Below are 20,558 nucleotides of genomic sequence, written 5' to 3'. Positions count from 1 at the left end.
TCAGGGTGCAAATGCGGGGGCGCACAGTCTGCCGGAAGCGCCGCGCGAGGGCGAGGGTCACGCACCGTGCCGGGCCCGTCGCAGTGTCGGTGGGGTGGTGCAGGATGGGACGAATGAGCGAGCAGAGCCTTCCGGAGGAGGCCCCCGCGGAGTACGCCGACGCGCTGCCGGAGTACGCCGAGCGGGTGCTGGAGGTCGCCGAAGCCATTCCGCCCGGGCGTGTCCTGACCTACGGGGACGTCGCCGAGTGGCTGGGGGAGGGAGGGCCGCGGCAGGTCGGCCGGGTGATGGCCCTCTACGGCGGTGCCGTGCCGTGGTGGCGTGTCGTCCGCGCGGACGGCGTGCTGCTCCCCGGCCACGAACTGCGCGCCCTCGGTCACTACCGCGAAGAGGGCACGCCCCTGAAGGAGGCCGGACGGGCCACCGAGGGGCATCTGCCGCGGCTGGACATGCGGCGGGCTCGGTGGGACGGCGGCGGGCACGCACAGGGTCACACCTGACAGCTTCCGACATCGTCCGCATCCCTGTGCGACATGTGATCCGGACGGGGGAATCGGGGCACGTGCGGACGATGACGTACGTTCGTGAGGCAAGGGACCGTCGTGGCCGTCGTGGCCCGAGCGCCGGGAGGGAAGAAGAGGAAGCCCTGCTTCCGCACCGACCCCCGGCGTAGCGTCGGCCGCGCACGCCCCCTTCATCCCGCCGCCACCCCTCGGCACGCGCGGCGGAGCTGCCACCAGTACACCCACCAGGACCGGCGAACCACGTGAGCTCCTCTTCCTCCACCAGGCGCCTTCCGCACCCCCAGGTGCGGCAGGGGAACCGTGGCGCTTACCGACTGGTCCGTACCCCGCCGGCCCGTGTGCATCCCCCTCGTCTGGACGCCGCCCAGCGTGCGGTGGTTGACCACACCACCGGCCCCCTGCTCGTCCTCGCAGGTCCGGGCACCGGCAAGACCACCACGCTGGTCGAGTCCGTGGCGGCCCGCATCGCCCGGGGCGGGGATCCCGCGCGGATCCTCGTGCTGACGTTCAGCCGCAAGGCCGCCGTGGAACTGCGCGACCGCATGGCACTGCGCATGGGCGCGGCCCGCGCCCCCCAGGCGACCACCTTCCACTCCTTCTGCTACGCCCTGGTCCGCGCCCACCAGGACAGCACGCTGTTCGCCGAGCCCCTGCGGCTGCTGTCCGGACCCGAGCAGGACGTCACCGTCCGCGAGCTGCTCGCCGGGCAGGTCGACCTGGAGCGGCTCGGCCTCGCGCACGTGCGCTGGCCCGACGAACTGCGTGCCTGCCTGACCACCCGAGGCTTCGCCGACGAGGTGCGCGCCGTCCTCGCCCGCAGCCGCGAGCTGGGCCTCGGCCCGGACGCCCTGGCTGCCTTCGCCCGCCGCATCGGACGGCCCGACTGGGGCGCCGCGGCGGCCTTCCTTGCCGAGTACCTCGACGTCCTCGACCTGCAGGGCGTCCTCGACTACGCCGAACTGGTCCACCGCGCGGTGCTGCTCGCCGGCCGCCCCGAGGCCGCCGCCCGGCTCGCCGAGCAGTACGACGCGGTGTACGTCGACGAGTACCAGGACACCGACCCCGCCCAGGTCCGGCTGCTGCGCGCCCTGGCCGGTGGCGGCCGCACCCTCGTCGCCTTCGGCGACCCCGACCAGTCGATCTACGCCTTCCGCGGCGCCGACGTGAACGGCATCCTCGACTTCCCGCAGACCTTCCCGCGCCCGGACGGCCGCCCCGCCCCCGTCGAGGTCCTGCGCGTCTCGCGGCGCTCCTCCGCCGCCCTGCTCGCCGCCACCCGGCTGCTCACCCAGCGCATGCCGCTGACCCGGCTCCCGGCCGAGAAGGTCCGCGCCCACCGCGACCTCACCCCCGTCCGCGACGGGGGACGCGTCGAGGTGTACACCTACCCGACGCCCGGCACCGAGCTGGACAACATCGCCGACATCCTCCGCCGGGCACACCTGGAGGACGGCGTCCCGTGGAGCGACATGGCCGTCCTGGTGCGCGCCGGCTCCCGCACGATCCCGACGGTCCGTCGCGCGCTCACCGCGGCGGGCGTCCCCCTGGACATCGACGGCGACGACCTGCCACTGCGCCACGAGCCGGCGGTGGCACCGCTGCTGACGGCCCTCCGCGCGGTCGCGACGGCGGAGGCGGCGGAGCGGTCGGGGGACGCCGTCGGGGACGACGCCGAGCTGGACGACGCCGTGCGGGACGACGCGCCGCGGGACGAAGCCGGGCACGACGACGCGCCTCGGGACAGCCACCTGCACGACGCGGTCCGGGACGACGCGCCGGGGGACGAGGCCCGGGACGACGACGCGCCTCGAGGCGACCGCCCGCACGACGCCGTGCGGGACGACGCGCCGGGCGACGGAGCCCGGCACGACGACGCGCCTCGCGAAGACCTCCCGCACGACGACGACACCCCGCCCGACAACCCCGACACCACCCCCTGCTGGCTCGACACCGAAACCGCCCTGACCCTCCTCACCTCCCCCCTTGCCGGCATGGACGCCGCCGATCTGCGGCGTCTCGGGCGGGCCCTGCGCGAGGAGGAGCGGGCCGCCGGCAACCCGCTGCCGGCGCCTTCGGACGAGCTGCTGGCCCGCGCGCTGGCGGAACCGGAGCGGCTGGCGGTGCACGACCCGGCGTACGCGCGCGGTGCGCAGCGTCTCGGCGCGCTGCTGCGCAAGGCCCGGGAGCGCCTCGCGGGCGGCGGCACCGCCGAGGAGGCACTGTGGGACCTGTGGGAGGGCACCCCGTGGCCCGCGCGTCTGGAGCGCGCAGCCCGGCGCGGTGGCGCGGCCGGCCGTAACGCCGACCGCGACCTGGACGCCGTATGCGCCCTGTTCGCGACCGCGGCGCGCGCGGAGGAGCGCACCGGCGGGCGCGGCGCCCTGAACTTCCTCGCCGAGATCGAGGCCGAGGACATCGCCGCCGACACACTCACCCGGCGCGCGGTACGGCCGGACGCCGTCCGCCTGATGACCGCGCACCGCTCCAAGGGCCTGGAGTGGCGGCTCGTCGTCGTCGCGGGCGTCCAGGAGGGCCTGTGGCCCGACCTGCGCCGCCGGGGCTCCCTGCTGGAGGCGGACCGCATCGGCCGCGACGGCCTCGCCCAGCCGCTCACCCCCGGCGCGCTGCTCGCCGAGGAGCGCCGCCTCTTCTACGTCGCCGCCACACGCGCGCGTGAACGCCTCGTCGTCACCGCCGTGAAGGCCCCCGCCGACGACGGCGACCAGCCTTCCCGGTTCCTCACCGAGCTGGGCGTCGAGCCCCGGGACGTCACCGGCCGCCCGCGCCGCCCCCTGTCCGTCGCCGCGCTCGTCGCCGAGCTCCGCGCCACCACCGTGGACCCCCGCGCCTCCGCCGCCCTGCGGGAGGCCGCCGCCCGCCGGCTGGCCCGGCTCGCCGCGCTCACCGACGACGACGGCCGCCCTCTGGTGCCGTCCGCCCACCCCTACCGCTGGTGGGGCATGTGGGACCCGACCGAGTCCAAGGTGCCGCTGCGCGACCGCGACCAGCCCGTCGTGCTCTCCGGCAGCGCCCTCGACCAGCTCGCCAACACCTGCGCCCTGCAGTGGTTCCTGGGCCGCGAGGTCAAGGCCGACGCCCCCGCGACCGCGGCCCAGGGCTTCGGGAACGTCGTCCACGTCCTCGCCGACGAGGTCGCCTCCGGCCACACCCCGGCCGACCTCGACGTGCTCATGGAACGCCTGGACTCCGTGTGGAACGCGCTCGCGTTCGACGCGCCGTGGAAGTCGCAGCAGGAGAAGCAGCACGCGCGCGTGGCGTTGGAGCGCTTCCTGAAGTGGCACGTCATGGACCGCGCCGGCCGCACCCCCGTCGCCAGCGAACACGACTTCGACGTCACCCTGGAGGCCGGCGACTACGCCGTGCGCATCCGCGGCCAGATGGACCGCGTCGAGGCCGACCGCGACGGCCGCGCCTACGTCGTCGACTTCAAGACCGGCAAGCAGGCGCCGAGCACCGCCGAGGTGACGCGCCACCCGCAGCTCGCCGTCTACCAGCTCGCCGTGCGCGAGGGTGCCGTCGACGCGGCCTTCGACGGCATGCGCCCCGAGCCGGGCGGCGCCGAACTGGTCCAGCTGCGGCAGGGTGCCCCCAAGCGCGACGGCGGCGAGACGCTGCCCAAGGTGCAGGCGCAGGAACCGCTGCAGGGGGAGTGGGTGGGCGAGCTGCTCGCCACGGCCGCCGGGAAGGTCCTCGACGAACGGTTCACGCCGAGCGCGGGCCAGCACTGCACCCACTGCGCCTTCCGGGCCTCGTGCAGCGCCCGGCCCGAGGGGCGGCACGTCGTCGAGTGAGCGGCCCCCGGCAGCGGGCGCAGGTGTGATGCACCGCACCACCCGCGTTGACCTGCGCATCTCCCACCCCGACAGGTGACGCGGACCGCCACTGTCAGTGCCCGCCGCTAGCCTCTCCGATGTGTCCGCCCGTATCACCGACCCCGAGCAGCTCAAGGAGCTCCTCGGCATCCCCTTCACCCCGGAGCAGACGGCCTGCATCACCGCGCCGCCCGCCCCGCAGGTGATCGTGGCCGGAGCCGGCTCCGGCAAGACCACAGTGATGGCGGCACGCGTGGTCTGGCTGGTCGGCACCGGCCAGGTCGCCCCCGAACAGGTCCTCGGCCTGACCTTCACCAACAAGGCCGCCGGAGAACTCGCCGACCGCGTCCGCAAGGCACTGGTCAAGGCGGGCGTCACCGACCCCGACGTCATCGACCCGGACAACCCGCCCGGCGAACCGGCGATCTCCACCTACCACGCCTTCGCGGGCCGCCTGCTGACCGACCACGGCCTGCGCATCGGCCTGGAGCCGACCGCCCGCCTCCTCGCCGACGCCAGCCGCTTCCAGCTCGCCGCCCGCGTCCTGCGCGAGGCCCCCGGCCCCTACCCGGCCCTCACCCGCTCCTTCCCCGACCTCGTCAGCGACCTTCTCGCCCTCGACGCAGAGCTGGCCGAACACCTCGTGCGGCCCGAGGCACTGCGCGCGCACGACGCCGAGCTGCTGCTGCGCCTGCAGAGCGCCAAGCTCACCAACGCCGACCTGCGCAAGGTTCCCGAGACGGCCGCCGCCCGCCGCGAACTCGCCGAACTGGTGGTGCGCTACCGGGCCGCCAAGCGCGAGCGCGACCTGCTCGACTTCGGCGACCAGATCGCCCTCGCCGCGCAGCTCGCCCAGCTGCCCGAGGTGGGCCGCATCCTCCGCGACGAGTTCCGCGTCGTCCTCCTCGACGAGTACCAGGACACCTCCGTCGCCCAGCGCATCCTCCTCGCGGGCCTGTTCGGCGGCGGCACCGGCCACCCCGTCACCGCCGTCGGCGACCCCTGCCAGGCCATCTACGGCTGGCGCGGCGCCTCCGTCGCCAACCTCGACGACTTCCCCGAGCACTTCGCGCATGCCGACGGCCGCCCCGCCGCCCGCCAGGCGCTCAGCGAGAACCGCCGCAGCGGCGGCCGCCTCCTCGACCTCGCCAACGGTCTCGCCGAACCGCTGCGCGCCATGCACGCGGGCGTGGAGGCACTGCGCCCCGCCCCCGGCGCCGAACGCGACGGCCTGGTGCGCTGCGCCCTGCTGCCCACCCACGCCGAGGAGATCGACTGGCTCGCCGACTCCATCGCCCACCTGGTCAGCACCGGCACGGCCCCCGGCGAGATCGCCGTGCTGTGCCGCACGGCCACCGACTTCGCCGAGATCCAGGGCGCCCTCGTCGCCCGCGACATCCCTGTCGAGGTCGTCGGCCTGTCCGGCCTGCTCCACCTGCCCGAGGTCGCCGACCTCGTCGCCGTCTGCGAGGTCCTCCAGGACCCCGGCGCCAACGCCTCCCTGGTCCGCCTGCTCACCGGCCCCCGCTGGCGCATCGGCCCCCGCGACCTCGCCCTCCTGGGCCGCCGGGCCCGGCTGCTGGTCTCCCACGCGCGCGTGGACGGCGACGACGACCCCGACCGCCGGCTCGCCGCCGCCGTCGAGGGCGTCGACCCGGCCGAGGTGATCTCGCTCGCCGACGCCCTCGACACCTTCCTGGAGACCCCGCTGGACGGCACCGGGGACGACGACGGGCTGCCGTTCTCGCCCGACGCGCGCGTGCGGTTCGCCCGCCTCGCCGCCGAGCTGCGCGACCTGCGCCGCTCCCTGGCCGACCCGCTCATGGACGTCCTGCACCGCGTCCTCGCCGTCACCGGTCTTGAGGTGGAGCTGTCGGCGTCCCCACACGCCCTGGCCGCCCGCCGCCGCGAGACCCTGTCCAACTTCCTCGACGTCGCCGCCTCCTTCGCCGCGAGCGACAACGAGGCGACCCTGCTGGCCTTCCTCGCCTTCCTGCGCACCGCCGCACAGTACGAGAAGGGCCTCGACAACGCCCTCCCCGGCGGCGAGAACACCGTCAAGGTGCTCACCGCGCACAAGTCCAAGGGCCTGGAGTGGGACGTCGTCGCCGTCCCCGGCCTCGTCACCGGCACCTTCCCCAGCAGCCAGGGCCGCGAGAAGTGGACCGCGCAGGCCAAGGTCCTGCCGCACGGGCTGCGCGGCGACGCCGACACCCTGCCCGACGTCGAGGCCTGGGACTCGCGCGGCCTGAAGGCCTTCCACGAGGCCATGAAGGACCACCAGCACACCGAGGAACTCCGCCTCGGCTACGTCACCTTCACCCGCCCCCGCTCCCTGCTCCTCGGCTCCGGCCACTGGTGGGGCCCCAGCCAGAAGAAGCCGCGCGGCCCGTCCGACTTCCTGCTCGCCCTGTACGACCACTGCGCCGCCGGGTACGGCGAGATCGAGGCCTGGGCCGACGAACCGGAAGAGGGCGAGGAGAACCCCGCCCTGCACCGGGCCGACGCCGACCAGGCCTGGCCGCTGCCCCTGGACGAGGCGGCCCTGGCCCGCCGCCGCGCCGCCGCCGAGACGGTCCTCGCCCACCTGGACGCCCTCGCCGCCGAGCCCCCCGCCGCGCAGGCGCCGGACACCTACGACGACCCGGACTGGCCCACGCCGCCCGAGGACGACGAGCTGCCGTACGACGACGACCCGGCATACGACGCCGACCCGTCGTACGACGACGAGCCGCCGTACGAGGATGACGTGCCGTATCCGGAAGACCCGCCGTACGGCGAGGAATCCGCGTACGCCGACGAGCTCCATCTCTCGGACCAGCTCAGTCCCCGTCCGACCGTCCCGCACCAGGCCCCTGCCCCGGACGACACCGGCACGCGCGCGGAGCGTCCCGCGGCGCACGCACACCCCCGTGCGCCGGAGTCCGATCCGCTCACCCCGGAGGAGGCCCGCACCGTCGCCTCCTGGGACCGTGACCTCGACGCGCTCGCCGGGGAACTGCTGCGCGCCCGGCAGGCGGTCACGGAGGTGCCCCTGCCCGCCTCGCTCAGCGCGTCCCAGCTACTGCGCCTCGCCGCCGACCCGGACGGCTTCGCACAGGAGCTGGCGCGCCCCATGCCGCGCCCCCCGCAGCCCGCCGCGCGCCGCGGCACCCGCTTCCACGCCTGGGTCGAGTCCCGCTTCGAAGCGCTGACGCTGCCCCTGCTGGAACCGGAGGAGCTGCCCGGCAGCGACGCCGAGATCGCCGACGAACGCGATCTGGAAGCCCTCAAGGAGGCCTTCGAGCGCACCGAGTACGCCCGGCGCACCCCGTACCGGGTCGAGGCGCCGTTCCAGATCGACATCGCCGGCCGCGTCGTACGAGGCCGTATCGACGCCGTCTACAAGGAGGGCGACGGCGAGACGGCGACGTACGAGATCGTCGACTGGAAGACCAACCGCACTCGCAGCGCCGACCCGCTCCAGCTCGCCTTGTACCGGCTGGCGTGGGCGGAGCAGCAGGGGGTGCCGCCGGAGTCGGTCACGGCGGCGTTCCTGTACGTCCGCACCGGCGACGTCGTACGCCCCGACGACCTGCCGGACCGGGCCGCGCTGGAGCGGCTGCTGCTCGGCGAGACGCCCGCCGGTGTCCCGTGTGACGAACCGCCCAGCCAGGATGTCACTGAGTGCCGATAGGCTCGTCACCATGAGCCAGACCCCGGACAGCGCCGTCCGTACGTACATCCAGCAGCACCGCGCCGCCTTCCTCGACGACCTGACCGAGTGGCTGCGCATCCCGTCGGTATCGGCCCAGCCCGACCACGCCCCCGATGTGCGCCGCAGCGCCGACTGGCTCGCCGCCAAACTCCGGGAGACCGGCTTCACCACCACCGAGGTCTGGCCGACCGAGGGCGCCCCGGCCGTCTACGCCGAGTGGCCCTCCGGCGACCCGGAGGCGCCCACCGTCCTCGTCTACGGCCACCACGACGTCCAGCCCGCCGCCCGCGAGGACGGCTGGGACAGCGAGCCCTTCGAGCCCGTCGTCCGCGGAAACCGCCTCTACGCGCGCGGGGCGGCCGACGACAAGGGCCAGGTGTTCTTCCACACACTCGGTGTCCGCGCCCACCTCGCCGCCACCGGCCGCACCGCCCCCGCCGTCAACCTCAAGCTGCTGATCGAGGGCGAGGAGGAGTCCGGCTCGCCGCACTTCCGCGCCCTGGTCGAGCAGCACGCCGACCGGCTCGCCGCGGACGCCGTGATCGTCTCCGACACCGGCATGTGGTCCGAGGACACCCCCACGGTGTGCACCGGCATGCGCGGCCTCGCCGAGTGCGAGATCCGCCTGTACGGCCCCGACCAGGACATCCACTCCGGCTCCTTCGGCGGCGCCGTGCCCAACCCGGCAACCGCCGCCGCCCGCCTGGTCGCCGCCCTGCACGACGAGCACGCGCGCGTGGCGATCCCCGGCTTCTACGACGGCATCGTGGAGCTGACCGACCGCGAGCGCGCCCTCTTCGCCGAGCTGCCCTTCGACGAGGAGCGCTGGCTGCGCACCGCAAAGTCGTACGCCACCCACGGCGAGGCCGGGCACACCACCCTGGAGCGCATCTGGGCCCGCCCCACCGCCGAGGTCAACGGCATCGGCGGCGGCTACCAGGGCCCCGGCAGCAAGACGATCATCCCATCCTCGGCCATGGTGAAGCTGTCCTTCCGCCTCGTCGCCGGGCAGGAGCCCAGCCACATCGAGAAGGCCGTCCGCGCCTGGGCCGACGAGCAGGTGCCCGCCGGGATCCGCTGTGAGATCACCTTCAGCGGCGCCACGCGCCCGTGCCTGACACCGCTGGACCACCCGGCGCTGCAGTCCGTCGTCCGCGCCATGGGCCGCGCCTTCGAGCAGCCCGTCCGCTACACCCGCGAGGGCGGCTCCGGCCCCGCCGCCGACCTCCAGGACGTCCTCGGCGCCCCGGTGCTGTTCCTCGGCATCTCCGTCCCGTCCGACGGCTGGCACGCACCCAACGAGAAGGTCGAGCTGGACCTGCTGTTCAAGGGAGTCGAGACCAGCGCGTACCTGTGGGGCGACCTCGCCGGGTCCTGGCGCCATGCGGACTGACGCGTCCGTGCCGCGCGGAGCGCCCCGCGGGCAGGGGCACACTGGAAGAGCCGTCCCGCACCCGCCGAGCAGCGGCCTCCACCCGCCGAGCCGCAGCCCGTACCCGCCGAGCCGTGACCCGCAGCCGCCCGGCCTCACCGCGCGCGTGCCGGGCCCCGCCCGGCCCGGCAGCCTCCCGCCGACCACACCGCCGAACCGCCGCCGAAACCAACCGTTCCACCGGGGGAGTTGGAAGCACCCGTGACCACCTGGACCGATCACACCGCCGACCGACCCATCTCGCTCACCGCGCCCAGCGGCATCGACCGGGCCGCCCACCACCGGCTCGACGAGGCCTGGCTCGCGGCGGCATGGAGCCACCCGACGACCCGCGTCTTCGTGGTCTCCGGCGGCCAGGTCCTGATCGACGAGACAGCCGACGGCCGGACCGAACTCGTCATGACCCCGACCTTCGAGGCCCCCCTCACCGAGGCGCACCGCTACTTCCTCGGCATCGACCAGGACGGCGTGAGCTACTTCGCGCTGCAGAAGGACGCGCTGCCCGGCCGCATGGACCAGTCGGCCCGTCCGGCGGGCCTGCGCGAGGCCGGCCTGCTGCTGTCGCCGCGCGACGCGGGCCTGATGGTGCACGCCGTCGGCCTGGAGAACTGGCAGCGCACCCACCGCTTCTGCTCCCGCTGCGGCGAACGCACGGTGATCGCCGCCGCAGGCCACATCCGCCGCTGCCCGGCCTGTGGCGCCGAGCACTACCCGCGGACCGACCCCGCGGTGATCATGGCCGTCACCGACGAGGCCGACCGCATCCTCCTCGGCCGGCAGGTCCACTGGCCCGAAGGCCGCTTCTCCACGCTGGCCGGCTTCGTCGAACCGGGCGAGTCGATCGAGCAGGCGGTGCGCCGCGAGGTGTTCGAGGAGGCCGGTGTCACCGTCGGGCAGGTCGAGTACGTCGCCAGCCAGCCCTGGCCGTTCCCGTCGAGCCTGATGCTGGGCTTCATGGCCCGCGCCACCTCCACCGAGATCGACGTCGACGGCGACGAGATCCACGAGGCCCGCTGGTTCTCCCGCGACGAACTGGGAGCGGCCTTCGACTCCGGCGAGGTGCTGCCGCCCTACGGCATCTCCATCGCCGCGCGCCTGATCGAGCTGTGGTACGGCAAGCCGCTGCCGACGCGGAGCGTGTGAGCACGACGAAGGGGGCGTTCCCGTGTCGCACCGGACACGGGAACGCCCCCTTCGCTGTTGTCCCGCTTACGCGCCGATCTTCTGCTTCACCTGAGCCAGCGACGGATTCGTGAGCGTGGAGCCGTCCGGGAAGAGCACGGTCGGCACCGTCTGGTTTCCGCCATTCGCCTTCTCCACGAACGCCGCGGACTCCGGGTCCTGCTCGATGTTGATCTCGGTGTACGCGATGCCCTCGCGGTCCAGCTGGCTCTTCAGCCGGCGGCAGTAGCCGCACCACGTGGTGCTGTACATCGTCACAGTGCCCGGCATGTGTCTCGCGCTCCTTAGGCGGTCGGATCGGGTGCTCGCAGTCAGGGGAACATACTTGAAAGCGCCACCATTCCCCGGGGCTGCCCGGCACCGCCATCACGCCGGTCGCACGGCCTGGAAGTGACGTCGGTCGCAGGCGAGAAAGTGACGCCTGCCGCATTAGTACGACTGCGAGCCCCCGCCTGTGGACAACCGCCGCACCCGTCTCCGGCGACCTGGCAGCATGGCCATGTGACAGCAGCAACGCATTCCCCCCTCTTCCCGCAGGTACCGGACTCGGCCGACGCGGTGCTCGAAGGGCTCGACCCCGAGCAGCGCGAGGTGGCCACCGCCCTGCACGGACCGGTATGCGTGCTGGCCGGAGCCGGTACGGGCAAGACCCGGGCCATCACCCACCGCATCGCCTACGGCGTCCGCGCGGGTGTCCTGCAGCCCTCCAGCGTGCTCGCCGTCACCTTCACCAACCGTGCCGCCGGCGAGATGCGCGGCCGCCTGCGCCAGCTCGGGGCGCACGGCGTCCAGGCCCGCACCTTCCACTCCGCCGCACTGCGCCAGCTCCAGTACTTCTGGCCGAAAGCGATCGGTGGCTCCATGCCCCGGATCGTCGACCGCAAGGTCCAGATCGTCGCCGACGCGGCCGCCGCCTGCCGTCTCCGCCTCGACCGGGGCGAGCTGCGGGACGTCACCGCGGAGATCGAGTGGGCCAAGGTCACCCAGACCGTCCCCGCCGACTACGCGCCGGCCGCCGCGAAGGCCGGGCGTGAGGCGCCCCGCGACCCCGCCGAGATCGCCCGGATCTACTCCCTCTACGAGGACCTGAAGCGAGACCGCGCCGTCATCGACTTCGAGGACGTGCTGCTGCTGACCGTCGGCATCCTCCAGGACCGGCAGGACGTCGCGGAACAGGTCCGCGCCCAGTACCAGCACTTCGTCGTCGACGAGTACCAGGACGTCAGCCCCCTCCAGCAGCGCCTGCTGGAGCTGTGGCTCGGCGACCGGGACAACCTGTGCGTGGTCGGCGACGCCAGCCAGACCATCTACTCCTTCACCGGCGCGACCCCCGACCACCTCCTCGACTTCCGCGTCCGCCACCCCGGCGCGACCGTCGTCAAGCTGGTCCGCGACTACCGCTCCACCCCTCAGGTCGTCCATCTCGCCAATGGCCTGCTCGCCCAGGCCCGCGGCCGGGCCGCCGACCACCGCCTCGAACTGGTCTCCCAGCGCCCCGCCGGACCCGAGCCGGTCTTCACCGAGTACACCGACGAGCCCGCCGAGGCCGAGGGCGCCGCCCGCCGCATCCGGGAACTGCTCGACGCGGGCGTCCCGGCCGCCGAGATAGCGGTCCTGTTCCGCACGAACGCGCAGTCGGAGACGTACGAGCAGGCCCTCGCCGACGCCGGCGTGCCCTACCAGTTGCGCGGGGCCGAGCGGTTCTTCGACCGCCCGGAGGTCCGCAAGGCCGGCGTCGCCCTGCGCGCCGCGTCCCGCTTCGGCGGCAACGACGCCCTGCTCGACGACGTCGTCGACCTGCCCTCTCAGGTGCGTGCCGTCCTCTCCGGCGAGGGCTGGACCCCGCAGCCCCCGGCCGGCTCGGGCGCCGTCAGGGAACGATGGGAGTCGCTGGCCGCCCTGGTGAACCTCGCGCAGGACTTCGCCGCCGCCCGGCCCGGGGCGACCCTCGCCGACCTGGTCGCCGAACTCGACGAGCGGGCGAACGCCCAGCACGCGCCCACCGTGCAGGGCGTCACCCTCGCCTCCCTGCACTCGGCCAAGGGTCTGGAGTGGGACGCCGTGTTCCTGGTCGGGATCGCCGAGGGCATGATGCCGATCACCTACGCGCGTACGGACGAGCAGATCGAGGAGGAACGCCGGCTGCTGTACGTCGGCGTCACCCGGGCCCGCGAGCGCCTGTTCCTCTCCTGGGCCCTGTCCCGCTCGCCCGGCGGCCGCCCCAGCCGGCGCCCCAGCCGCTTCCTCGACGGGCTGCGCCGCGGCTCCTCCGCCCCAGGTGCGGGCCGCGGCGGCACGGGCGGTGCCGGCGGGGTCGAGCGGGGGCAGGCCAGAGCGGTCGGTGCGGCGGAGGCCGCCGCGCCGCGCCGGGTACGGCGCACCCCCGCCCGGTGCCGGGTCTGCGGGCGCACCCTCACCGACGCCGGCGAGATGAAGCTGATGCGGTGCGAGGACTGTCCTTCCGACATGGACGAGGGCCTGTACGAGCGGCTGCGCGACTGGCGGGCGGAGCAGGCGCGGCGCAGCGGTCAGCCCGCCTACTGCGTCTTCACCGACCGCACCCTGATCGCGATCGCCGAGGCCGTCCCCGAGGACGAGCGGGAACTCGTCCGCATCCCCGGAGTGGGCGCCCGCAAACTGAACCGGTACGGAGCCGACGTCCTCGCCCTGTGCGCGGGCCGTGACCTCGGCGCGGACGCGGCCGACGCCGCCGACGAGGCCGGAGGAGAGACGTCCGGGCACTGAAACCAACTCGTCGAAAAAATAGTTTGCGCATGCCCCAGCAATCCCCATAGGTTCTTAGGCACGAGAACAGCGGCCTTCTCGGAGGCCCTGATTCCGTGTTGTACTTGCATATCCGCAGGACCGGGTGACCCGGTCCATGAGACGCCGAGAGGAGGCGAGTCCAGTGATCAGCATCAACGCCAGCTTCACCAGCACGGTCAAAATGACCGATCGCTCGGCCGTCTCCACGTGCATGCTCGGCGCCTCGAACCTGGGCACCGGTCTGTCCGGCATTCGTGCCGTCCGTCCGGCGTCCTCCGCTGCCCTCGCGGTCCTTCCCGTCCGCGAGCGCAACGAGCGACCGACCAAGGCACTGGAAGCAGTAGAGGCACAGGCGCAGGCCTATGCCTTTACGGCGGCCGGTGCCGGATTCCGGAAGCAGACGACGCAGCACCACCTGATGTGGGCCTTCCGTGGGCCAGAACCCTGGAGTGATCCAGCCTGATCGTCGATCAGGCCGGCGCCTTCAGGGCCGCGGAACCCCATCCGGGATCCGCGGCCCTTCTGTTTGCCCGCGAACGCGGGCGACAGAGCGAAGGGGCCTCGGGACAAGAAAAGAACCCGGTACCAGCCGCCCCCCGGTCCCACCGGACCGGACCGACCAGACGAGGAAGACGAACCGTGCAACTCGAAGCGCACGCCCCGTCCGTACCGCCTTCCGACACGATCCCCAAGCCCGGCCTCACGGAGGACTCAGCCTTGATCCCGCTCACCGCGCTCACCGCGCTCGACGACGCCATCGAGAACCTCGGCGTACCCGTCCCGTGCCGCTCCTACGACCCGGAGGTCTTCTTCGCCGAGTCGCCCGCGGACGTGGAGTACGCCAAGTCCCTGTGCCGCACCTGCCCGCTGATCGAGGCCTGCCTCGCCGGTGCCAAGGAGCGGCGTGAGCCCTGGGGCGTCTGGGGTGGCGAGCTGTTCGTCCAGGGTGTGGTCGTCGCCCGGAAGCGGCCGCGTGGCCGCCCGCGGAAGAACCCGGTCACGGCATGAACACCGCAGGAACGATCGACCGCCCCCTCACGCACGACCCCAAGAAGCAGGCCCCGATGAAGCCGTCCACCAGCGAGCCCACCGGCTCCGTGATCGAAGACGTCACCACCACCGGCGCGACCGACTCGCGTCAGAACAGGACCCGAGAGATGCAACTCATCCAAGAAGCCCTGGCACGTGCGCATATGCACGACCGGCTGCATGACGCGGAGCGGGAGCGCCGGGCCGTGCGCCTGGCGGCCGCGCGCCGCATGCAGCGCCGAGCGGAGCGCGCGTCGCTGCGCGCCCGCCGGGCGCTCGCCATGGCGGTCATGCAGTAACCGAAGCCGAAGCCGCCGCCTCCCGACGCCGGAGGCGCAAGCTCCCCGCGGGGGCCGGTCCGAACGGACCGGCCCCCGCGGTGCGTGGTGACTGCCGAACCGCAGGCAGCGGCGTTATCGTCGCCGGGTGACGAGTCTTCCCGGAGGCAGTGACAACGGCGCCCGCGCCGACGAACCCCGGCAGCGCCTGGTCTGCGCCCGCTGCGGCACCGAAACCCGGACCCCGCCGCCCACCTGGACCTGCTCCGTGGAGAACGGCAGCCGCCGCTACTTCTGCGACACCTGCTCCCGGGAGAACCTCAGAGCGATCGAGAGCCGCCTGGACTCGGCCTGGTGGTAGCCCCGCCCCGGCCGGGCACCCGCCCGGCGGGGCCCCTCCGGCCGCTCACGCCTCGGCCGCCGACTCCTCCGGCTCGTCGTCCTCCGCCACGAAGCCGGGCAGCCACTCCTCCAGTTCCTCGCGCAGCCGGACCGTCGCACCGAGCTGGCAGAGCACACCGATCGTGCTCAGCGTCACCCGGTGGATCAGGAGGTAGGCCGGCGGGAGGTTGAGCTGCTTGCCGAGCTGGTAGGCGGGGGAGCGGGGGTCCGCGATACGGGCGGCCTGGCTGCGCATCCAGTTCCGGGTGAAGGTGAACTCCGCCAGCTGGGCCGGCTCGATGATCGGCAGCAGGTAGTCGAGGACCGCCTCGGGGTCGAGGTCGATCGACTCCTTGACGAAGCCCTCGGCGCACAGCAGCTCGTACACCGCCTCCGCCTCGCCGTCGAGGGTCATGCGCAGCGACTCGCCGATCGGGGTGGGCAGCCCGCCCGGCAGCCGGTCGACGGTGCCGAAGTCCAGCACGCCCAGTCGCCAGTCCTCCGCATCGTCCGGGCCGCCGGGCAGCAGCCGGAAGTTCCCCGGATGCGGATCGGCGTGGAGCAGGCCGGTGCGGGCCGGGCCGGAGAAGAGGAACCGGGCGAGCAGCTGGCCGGCCCGGTCGCGCTGCTCCTGGGTGCCGTCGGCGATGACCTCCGACAGGGGGATGCCGTCGATCCACTCGGTGACCAGCACCTGCTCGCACTGGTGGACCACCGCCGGGACCAGCACGTCCGGGTCGTCCGCGAACTCCTCGGCGTGGGCCTGCTGGGCCTGCGCCTCCAGCGCGTAGTCCAGCTCCTCCGAGACCCGGTCGCGCAGCTCGGCGATCAGCGGCTTGATGTCCATGCCCGGGATGAGCGGACCCAACAGCCGGGCGAAACGGCTCAGTTGGTTGAGGTCGGACAGCAGCGCCTCACCGGCGCCCGGGTACTGGACCTTGACCGCCACCTCCCGGCCGTCGTGCCACACCCCCCGGTGCACCTGGCCGATGGAGGCCGCCGCGGCCGGCTTGTCCTCGAACTCCAGGAACAGCTCCTGCCAGTCCTCGCCGAGCCGCTCCTTGAGCACCGCGTGCACCGTGCGCGTCGGCATCGGGGGCGCCGCGTCCTGCAGCTTGGTCAGCGCCGCCCGGTAGGGGCCCGCGACCTCCTCGGGCAGCGCCGACTCGAAGACGGACAGCGCCTGCCCGAACTTCATCGCACCGCCCTTCAGCTCGCCGAGCACCTTGAACAGCTGCTCCGCCGTGCGCTGCTGCAGCTCGCGGCCGACGATCTCCGCGGATTCGCCCACGATCCGTTTGCCCAGCCCCCACGTCGCCCGGCCGGCGAAGCCGAGCGGGAGCGCGGCGAGCTTGGCGGTCCGGGTGACCGCCTTCCGGGGAAGATCAGACATGCGCCCTCCAAGTCCCAGCCGGCCGCGCCGCGTGTGCCCTACGGCGTACCTCCGTCGACGACCGTTGCTCAGCCATTGTCTCGTGCGATGCCCCGTCCTCGGAGGCCTGTTCCCCGCTGCCTTTTTCCGCCGCCCCGCAGGAGCACTCCGGATGCGGCCACACCGGTCGCGCGTGCCACTGCAGACCCGGCAGGGAACACTCCCAGCGTGCCCCGGCGCTGGAGGGCAGGCGGCCGTCGAGGAAGGCGAGCGCGTGCGCGGCCGCCAGCCCGGCGACGGTGGTGGCCAGCGCGAGATCGCACGGACGCACCTGCCGCTGCCTCCCGGAACGCCACTGGGCGACCATGCGGGGCCAGGTCGGGTCCCGGTCGGCCCGGGTCCGGTCCAGGCAGCCGGCACAGCCGGTCTCCCCGGGAAGGACGAGTGGCCCGACCATACCGGTTGCCTCCACCACGCCCGCGTACAGGTGCGGGGTGCCGGAGGACAGGAACGGCTCGGCGGTGGCCGGGGCCGGGGCGTGGACGGCGACGTCGTCGCGCGGGGCGAGCACCACCAGGGACCAGCCCGGCTCACCCTCCCCGCCCGCACCGCCCGGGGTGCGGCGGGGCGGCCGGTCCGGCGCGGCCCGGCGGACCACGCGCCGCGCGGCCTCGGCCCGGCGCTCCCCGACCGTGTCGGCGGGCAGCCCGCCCGGGGCGAGGTCCCAGGGCTCGACCTGGCCGCCGTCACACACGTCGACCTCGCCGACCCCCGCACCCGACAGCAGCGCCGCCAGGACGGCTCCGACCCGGCCGGCGCCGCGCACCTGCACGCGCAGCGTGCGGCGGGCCGCCAGCAGGCGCATCGCGTCGCCGGGCTCCGACGTCACGACGGACAGGGACGCCAGATCGGGCCGCAGCCGGTCCAGGACCTCCTTGCGGTCGCGCAGCGCGGCGGCGGCCGGGCCGCCCCCGCGCGCGTCGTCGAGCAGCCCGGACCGGGCCAGCCCCTCGACCAGCTGGTCGACATGCCCCTCGGGCAGGTCCATGCGGCGGCCCTCCTCCCGCAGCAGCGGCAGCCCGCGGGTGCCGTTCAGCAGTTCCAGGAAGCTGCCCGTCGCCGTGTCCATCGGTCCGAGTGTCAGCGCGTGCGCCGGAGTCATCCCGAACTGCACGGTGTTGAGGTCGCGCCAGCCGCGCCGCAGCGCGGGCTTCACCACTGGATGCATGCCGGGCCCCCGTGTGCCGAACATCCCACGCCCCGTCCGTCCCCGTAACGCCGGCGGGGCCGGGGCGTGGGTTCTCGCGCCCCGCCGGCGAAGCCAGCATGCCCCGGCCGCCGCAGTCGCCGCCCAAAGTTGTCCACAGGCGGGCGAGTTAGTCATACAAACCGAGGGATTGGGTGGGCAGAGTCACCCAAATCCGGCATGCCTGGCTGTCGCAGCAAGTCACCCCCATCAGCGGTACATATCGGTCGTACGATTCCCGCGCACGGTGGGGGAACGGCACCGAACCGTCCCGGAGCCGGGACTTCCCCCCGGCGCACCCGGTAACGTCGGGGCGTGTCCGCCGACCCACTGAACCGCGCCGGAACGCCCCAGCGCAGTACGACGAGCCCGCCGCCGAGCGGGTCGGGGGCGAGCGCGATCGAGGTGCGCAGGAGCGCCCGCCGGCGCCGGACGGTCTCCGCCTACCGCGAGGGCGACCGCACCGTCGTGCTCATCCCCGCCCGGATGTCCGAGGCCGAGGAACAACGCTGGGTGAACGTCATGCTGGACAAGCTGGCCGCCCAGGAGAGCAAGCGCTCCCTCGGCGACGCCGAGCTGGCCGAACGGGCGCGACGGCTGTCGGAGCAGTACTTTGCCGGCCGGGCCCGCCCCGCCACGGTGCGCTGGGTCACCAACCAGAACACCCGCTGGGGCTCGTGCACCCCCGCCGAGGGCAGCATCCGCCTGTCGCACCGGCTGCAGGGCATGCCCGAATACGTCGTGGACTACGTCCTCCTCCACGAGCTGGCGCATCTGCTCGTCCCCGGCCACGGCCCCCGCTTCTGGCGGCTGCTGGAGGCCTACCCGCGTACGGAACGCGCGCGTGGCTATCTCGAAGGGGTGGTCGCCGCGGCGCGGCTGCCCCATGTGCCCGGCGCGCGCGACGAGTGACCCCGCCGGGACCGTCCGCCACGGCCGCGCGCGGGTTGTGTACCGGCTCTGTACCGGCTTCCTCCGTTGTCGGAGTTTGCCGTTAGCCTGGCGCGACGCACTCACACTCGGGATGGGGGACGGTCGTAACGCATGCCCAGGGAATTCCAACGCGGCCACAAGGCCAGGATCAGTGACCTCACGACGGGCACCGATCTGTACGTAGGCGTGCAGATCTCCGCCCCCGGGCTGACCTTCGACATCAGCTGCTTCGGTCTGGACGCCGACGAACGGCTCTCCGACGACCGGTACTTCATCTTCTTCAACCAGCCGAAGTCCCCCGAGGAGTCCATCCAGCTGCTGGGTGCGCAGGCCGGTGACACGGAGTCCTTCCGGGTCACGCTGGACCGGATCCCGCCGCAGATCCAGAAGCTGTCCTTCACGGCGACCATCGACGGCGCCGGGCAGATGTCGCAGATCGGTCCCGGCTACCTCCGTATCGTCGCGGGCGGCGAGGAGGTGGCCCGCTACTCGTTCAACGGGTCGGAGTTCACCACCGAGCGGGCCGTCATGCTCGGCGACCTCTACCTGAAGGACGTCTGGCGGTTCGCCGCCGTGGGGCAGGGCTTCGACGGCGGCCTGGAAGCGCTGCTGAAGAACTTCGGCGGCGAGGTCCTGGAGGAGGAGACGCCCGCCGCGCCGCAGCAGCCGCAGCCGCAGCAGCAGCCGCAGTCCGGCGCCGCACCGGGCTTCGCGCCCCCCGCCTTCGCCGCCCCCTCGGCCCCCGTCCCGGCCCCCGCGCCCGCCCCCGCACCGCAGCGCTTCGCACCCCCGCAGGGAGCCACCCCGCCCCCGGCGCCCGCGCCGTCCCTGCACGCCCAGCCGACCATCGTCGCGCCCATGACACCGCCGGGCGGCACGCAGGTCCCCCCGCCGCCGGCCCCGCCCGCCGCCCCCTACGGGGCCCCGCAGCCCCCGCACGGCCCGCACCCCGGCCAGGCGACCGCCCCGCCGCCCCCCGGCTACGCCCAGCCGCAGGCGCCGCAGGCCCCGGCCCCGCCCCCCGGGTACGGGCAGCAGCCCACCGCGCCCCCCGGCTACGGGCAGCAGCCGACCGCGCCCCCCGGGTACGGGCAGCAGCCGACCGCACCTCCCGGCTACGGCCAGCAGCCCCCCTACGGCCAGGTCCCTGGCCAGCAGCCCGCCCCGGCCGCCCCTTACGGCGCCCCGCAGGGCATGCCCCAGGGCGCCGCTTCGCAGGGCCCCGGTGTCGCCGCCGCGCTCCAGCAGTTCCGGGAGACGCCCACCGGGCAGCGCTGGACCCAGCAGAACAAGAAGCTCGTCCGCGTCGACCTCGGCATCGGCGGCCAGCCCGTGCTCGCCCGGCAGGGCAGCATGGTGCTCTACCAGGGCAAGGTCGACTTCAGCTACAAGGGCGCGGGCTTCGCCGGACGCATCGTCGGCAACGCCACCGGCCAGGAGATGCAGCTGATGCGCTGCTCCGGCCAGGGCCAGGTGTTCCTCGCCGAGAACTCCACGATGCTGCACCCCATCGAGCTGCAGGGCGACGGCATCTGCGTCTCCGCCGAGAACGTCCTCGCCTTCGACGAGACCCTCCAGTACGAGGTGCGCCGCATCGAGGGCCACGGCATTCCCGGCGGCGCGCTGTTCACCATGCAGTTCACCGGCGTCGGCACGATCGTGGTGAAGACCCACGGCACGCCCGTCGTGCTGCCGGTCACCCCCACCACCTTCGCCGACTGCAACGCCGTCGTGGCCTGGTCGTCCGCCGCCCAGGTGGTCGTCTCCAGCCAGGTCCGCATGCGCCGCAACGCCTACCCGGGCGACACGGGGGAGAGCGTCAACCTCCAGTTCCGGGGCGCGCCCGGCAACTTCATCGTCGTCCAGCCGTACGAGGTCTGAGGGA

General features: G+C 73.8%; 15 protein-coding genes. 12 read left to right on the top strand and 3 right to left on the bottom strand.

Annotation, left to right across the window (positions count from 1 at the left end; genetic code table 11):
* The first annotated feature begins 113 nt into the window (after positions 1-113).
* The 5 genes from IE308_RS17450 to nudC all read left to right on the top strand — a co-directional run bounded on the left by IE308_RS17450 (position 114) and on the right by nudC (position 10,629).
* Positions 114-500 (top strand): MGMT family protein, encoded by a 387-nt coding sequence (locus IE308_RS17450; RefSeq protein WP_110630334.1) that lies wholly within the window; start codon positions 114-116, stop codon positions 498-500.
* Between the two features lie 266 nt (positions 501-766).
* Entirely contained in the window at positions 767-4,336 is a 3,570-nt protein-coding gene (locus IE308_RS17445; protein ID WP_190218640.1) for an ATP-dependent helicase, read from the top strand.
* A gap of 121 nt (positions 4,337-4,457) precedes the next feature.
* Positions 4,458-8,033 carry an ATP-dependent helicase gene (locus tag IE308_RS17440; RefSeq protein WP_190218639.1) on the top strand — a complete coding sequence of 1,192 codons (3,576 nt, stop codon included), beginning with the start codon at positions 4,458-4,460 and terminating at the stop codon, positions 8,031-8,033.
* 10 nt (positions 8,034-8,043) lie between these two features.
* The gene (locus IE308_RS17435; RefSeq protein ID WP_190218638.1) at positions 8,044-9,447 is read left to right on the top strand and encodes a dipeptidase; all 1,404 of its coding nucleotides are present in this window, start codon (positions 8,044-8,046) and stop codon (positions 9,445-9,447) included.
* A gap of 240 nt (positions 9,448-9,687) precedes the next feature.
* Positions 9,688-10,629 carry an NAD(+) diphosphatase gene (nudC, locus tag IE308_RS17430; protein ID WP_110630342.1) on the top strand — a complete coding sequence of 314 codons (942 nt, stop codon included), beginning with the start codon at positions 9,688-9,690 and terminating at the stop codon, positions 10,627-10,629.
* 66 nt (positions 10,630-10,695) lie between these two features.
* On the opposite strand, the gene IE308_RS17425 is transcribed toward nudC, so the two are convergent.
* Positions 10,696-10,938, bottom strand: coding sequence for a mycoredoxin (locus IE308_RS17425; RefSeq protein WP_110630344.1), 243 nt, complete (start codon positions 10,936-10,938; stop codon positions 10,696-10,698).
* 231 nt (positions 10,939-11,169) lie between these two features.
* Here IE308_RS17425 and IE308_RS17420 point away from each other — a divergent pair, with 231 nt between their 5' ends.
* The 5 genes from IE308_RS17420 to IE308_RS17400 all read left to right on the top strand — a co-directional run bounded on the left by IE308_RS17420 (position 11,170) and on the right by IE308_RS17400 (position 15,102).
* On the top strand, positions 11,170-13,413 hold the full coding sequence (locus IE308_RS17420) for an ATP-dependent DNA helicase UvrD2 (RefSeq protein WP_190218637.1): 2,244 nt from the start codon (positions 11,170-11,172) through the stop codon (positions 13,411-13,413).
* A 163-nt stretch (positions 13,414-13,576) separates the two neighbouring features.
* A complete protein-coding gene (locus tag IE308_RS17415; RefSeq protein ID WP_190218636.1) occupies positions 13,577-13,897 on the top strand; it encodes a hypothetical protein in 321 nt (106 codons plus the stop codon).
* 176 nt (positions 13,898-14,073) lie between these two features.
* Positions 14,074-14,442 (top strand): WhiB family transcriptional regulator, encoded by a 369-nt coding sequence (locus tag IE308_RS17410; RefSeq protein WP_110630349.1) that lies wholly within the window; start codon positions 14,074-14,076, stop codon positions 14,440-14,442.
* Complete coding sequence (locus tag IE308_RS17405) at positions 14,439-14,762, top strand: putative WhiB-interacting protein (protein WP_110630351.1); 324 nt, start codon at positions 14,439-14,441, stop codon at positions 14,760-14,762. Before IE308_RS17410 ends, IE308_RS17405 begins: the two co-directional genes overlap by 4 nt.
* A gap of 127 nt (positions 14,763-14,889) precedes the next feature.
* Positions 14,890-15,102 (top strand): hypothetical protein, encoded by a 213-nt coding sequence (locus IE308_RS17400; RefSeq protein ID WP_190218635.1) that lies wholly within the window; start codon positions 14,890-14,892, stop codon positions 15,100-15,102.
* Positions 15,103-15,147: 45 nt separating this feature from the next.
* Here the strand turns inward: IE308_RS17400 and IE308_RS17395 are convergent, their stop codons facing one another.
* Positions 15,148-16,515 carry an ABC1 kinase family protein gene (locus tag IE308_RS17395; protein ID WP_110630355.1) on the bottom strand — a complete coding sequence of 456 codons (1,368 nt, stop codon included), beginning with the start codon at positions 16,513-16,515 and terminating at the stop codon, positions 15,148-15,150.
* Positions 16,508-17,722, bottom strand: coding sequence for a TOMM precursor leader peptide-binding protein (locus IE308_RS17390; protein ID WP_190218634.1), 1,215 nt, complete (start codon positions 17,720-17,722; stop codon positions 16,508-16,510). Before IE308_RS17390 ends, IE308_RS17395 begins: the two co-directional genes overlap by 8 nt.
* Positions 17,723-18,055: 333 nt before the next feature.
* On the opposite strand from IE308_RS17390, the gene IE308_RS17385 reads away from it, so the two are divergent.
* Positions 18,056-18,652: a M48 metallopeptidase family protein gene (locus IE308_RS17385; protein ID WP_190218633.1), complete on the top strand. Its 597-nt coding sequence runs from the start codon at positions 18,056-18,058 to the stop codon at positions 18,650-18,652.
* Between the two features lie 132 nt (positions 18,653-18,784).
* Positions 18,785-20,554, top strand: a complete 1,770-nt coding sequence (locus tag IE308_RS17380; protein WP_190218632.1) for a TerD family protein — start codon at positions 18,785-18,787, stop codon at positions 20,552-20,554.
* The last annotated feature ends 4 nt before the right edge of the window (positions 20,555-20,558 follow it).

Source organism: Streptomyces griseosporeus, from assembly GCF_014656055.1.
In the GTDB taxonomy this organism is placed as follows: Bacteria; Actinomycetota; Actinomycetes; order Streptomycetales; family Streptomycetaceae; genus Streptomyces; species Streptomyces griseosporeus.
The sequence above is the reverse complement of the archived record's forward strand: the minus strand, read 5'-3'. Positions and strand labels throughout refer to the sequence as shown.

Bases quoted from the DNA above. Each gene is read 5' to 3' on its own strand.
- IE308_RS17405 (WP_110630351.1), top strand. From the start codon at position 14,439: ATGAACACCGCAGGAACGATCGACCGCCCCCTCACGCACGACCCCAAG.
- IE308_RS17450 (WP_110630334.1), top strand. From the start codon at position 114: ATGAGCGAGCAGAGCCTTCCGGAGGAGGCCCCCGCGGAGTACGCCGAC.
- IE308_RS17395 (WP_110630355.1), bottom strand. From the start codon at position 16,515: ATGTCTGATCTTCCCCGGAAGGCGGTCACCCGGACCGCCAAGCTCGCC.
- IE308_RS17435 (WP_190218638.1), top strand. From the start codon at position 8,044: ATGAGCCAGACCCCGGACAGCGCCGTCCGTACGTACATCCAGCAGCAC.
- IE308_RS17390 (WP_190218634.1), bottom strand. From the start codon at position 17,722: ATGCATCCAGTGGTGAAGCCCGCGCTGCGGCGCGGCTGGCGCGACCTC.
- IE308_RS17380 (WP_190218632.1), top strand. From the start codon at position 18,785: ATGCCCAGGGAATTCCAACGCGGCCACAAGGCCAGGATCAGTGACCTC.
- IE308_RS17425 (WP_110630344.1), bottom strand. From the start codon at position 10,938: ATGCCGGGCACTGTGACGATGTACAGCACCACGTGGTGCGGCTACTGC.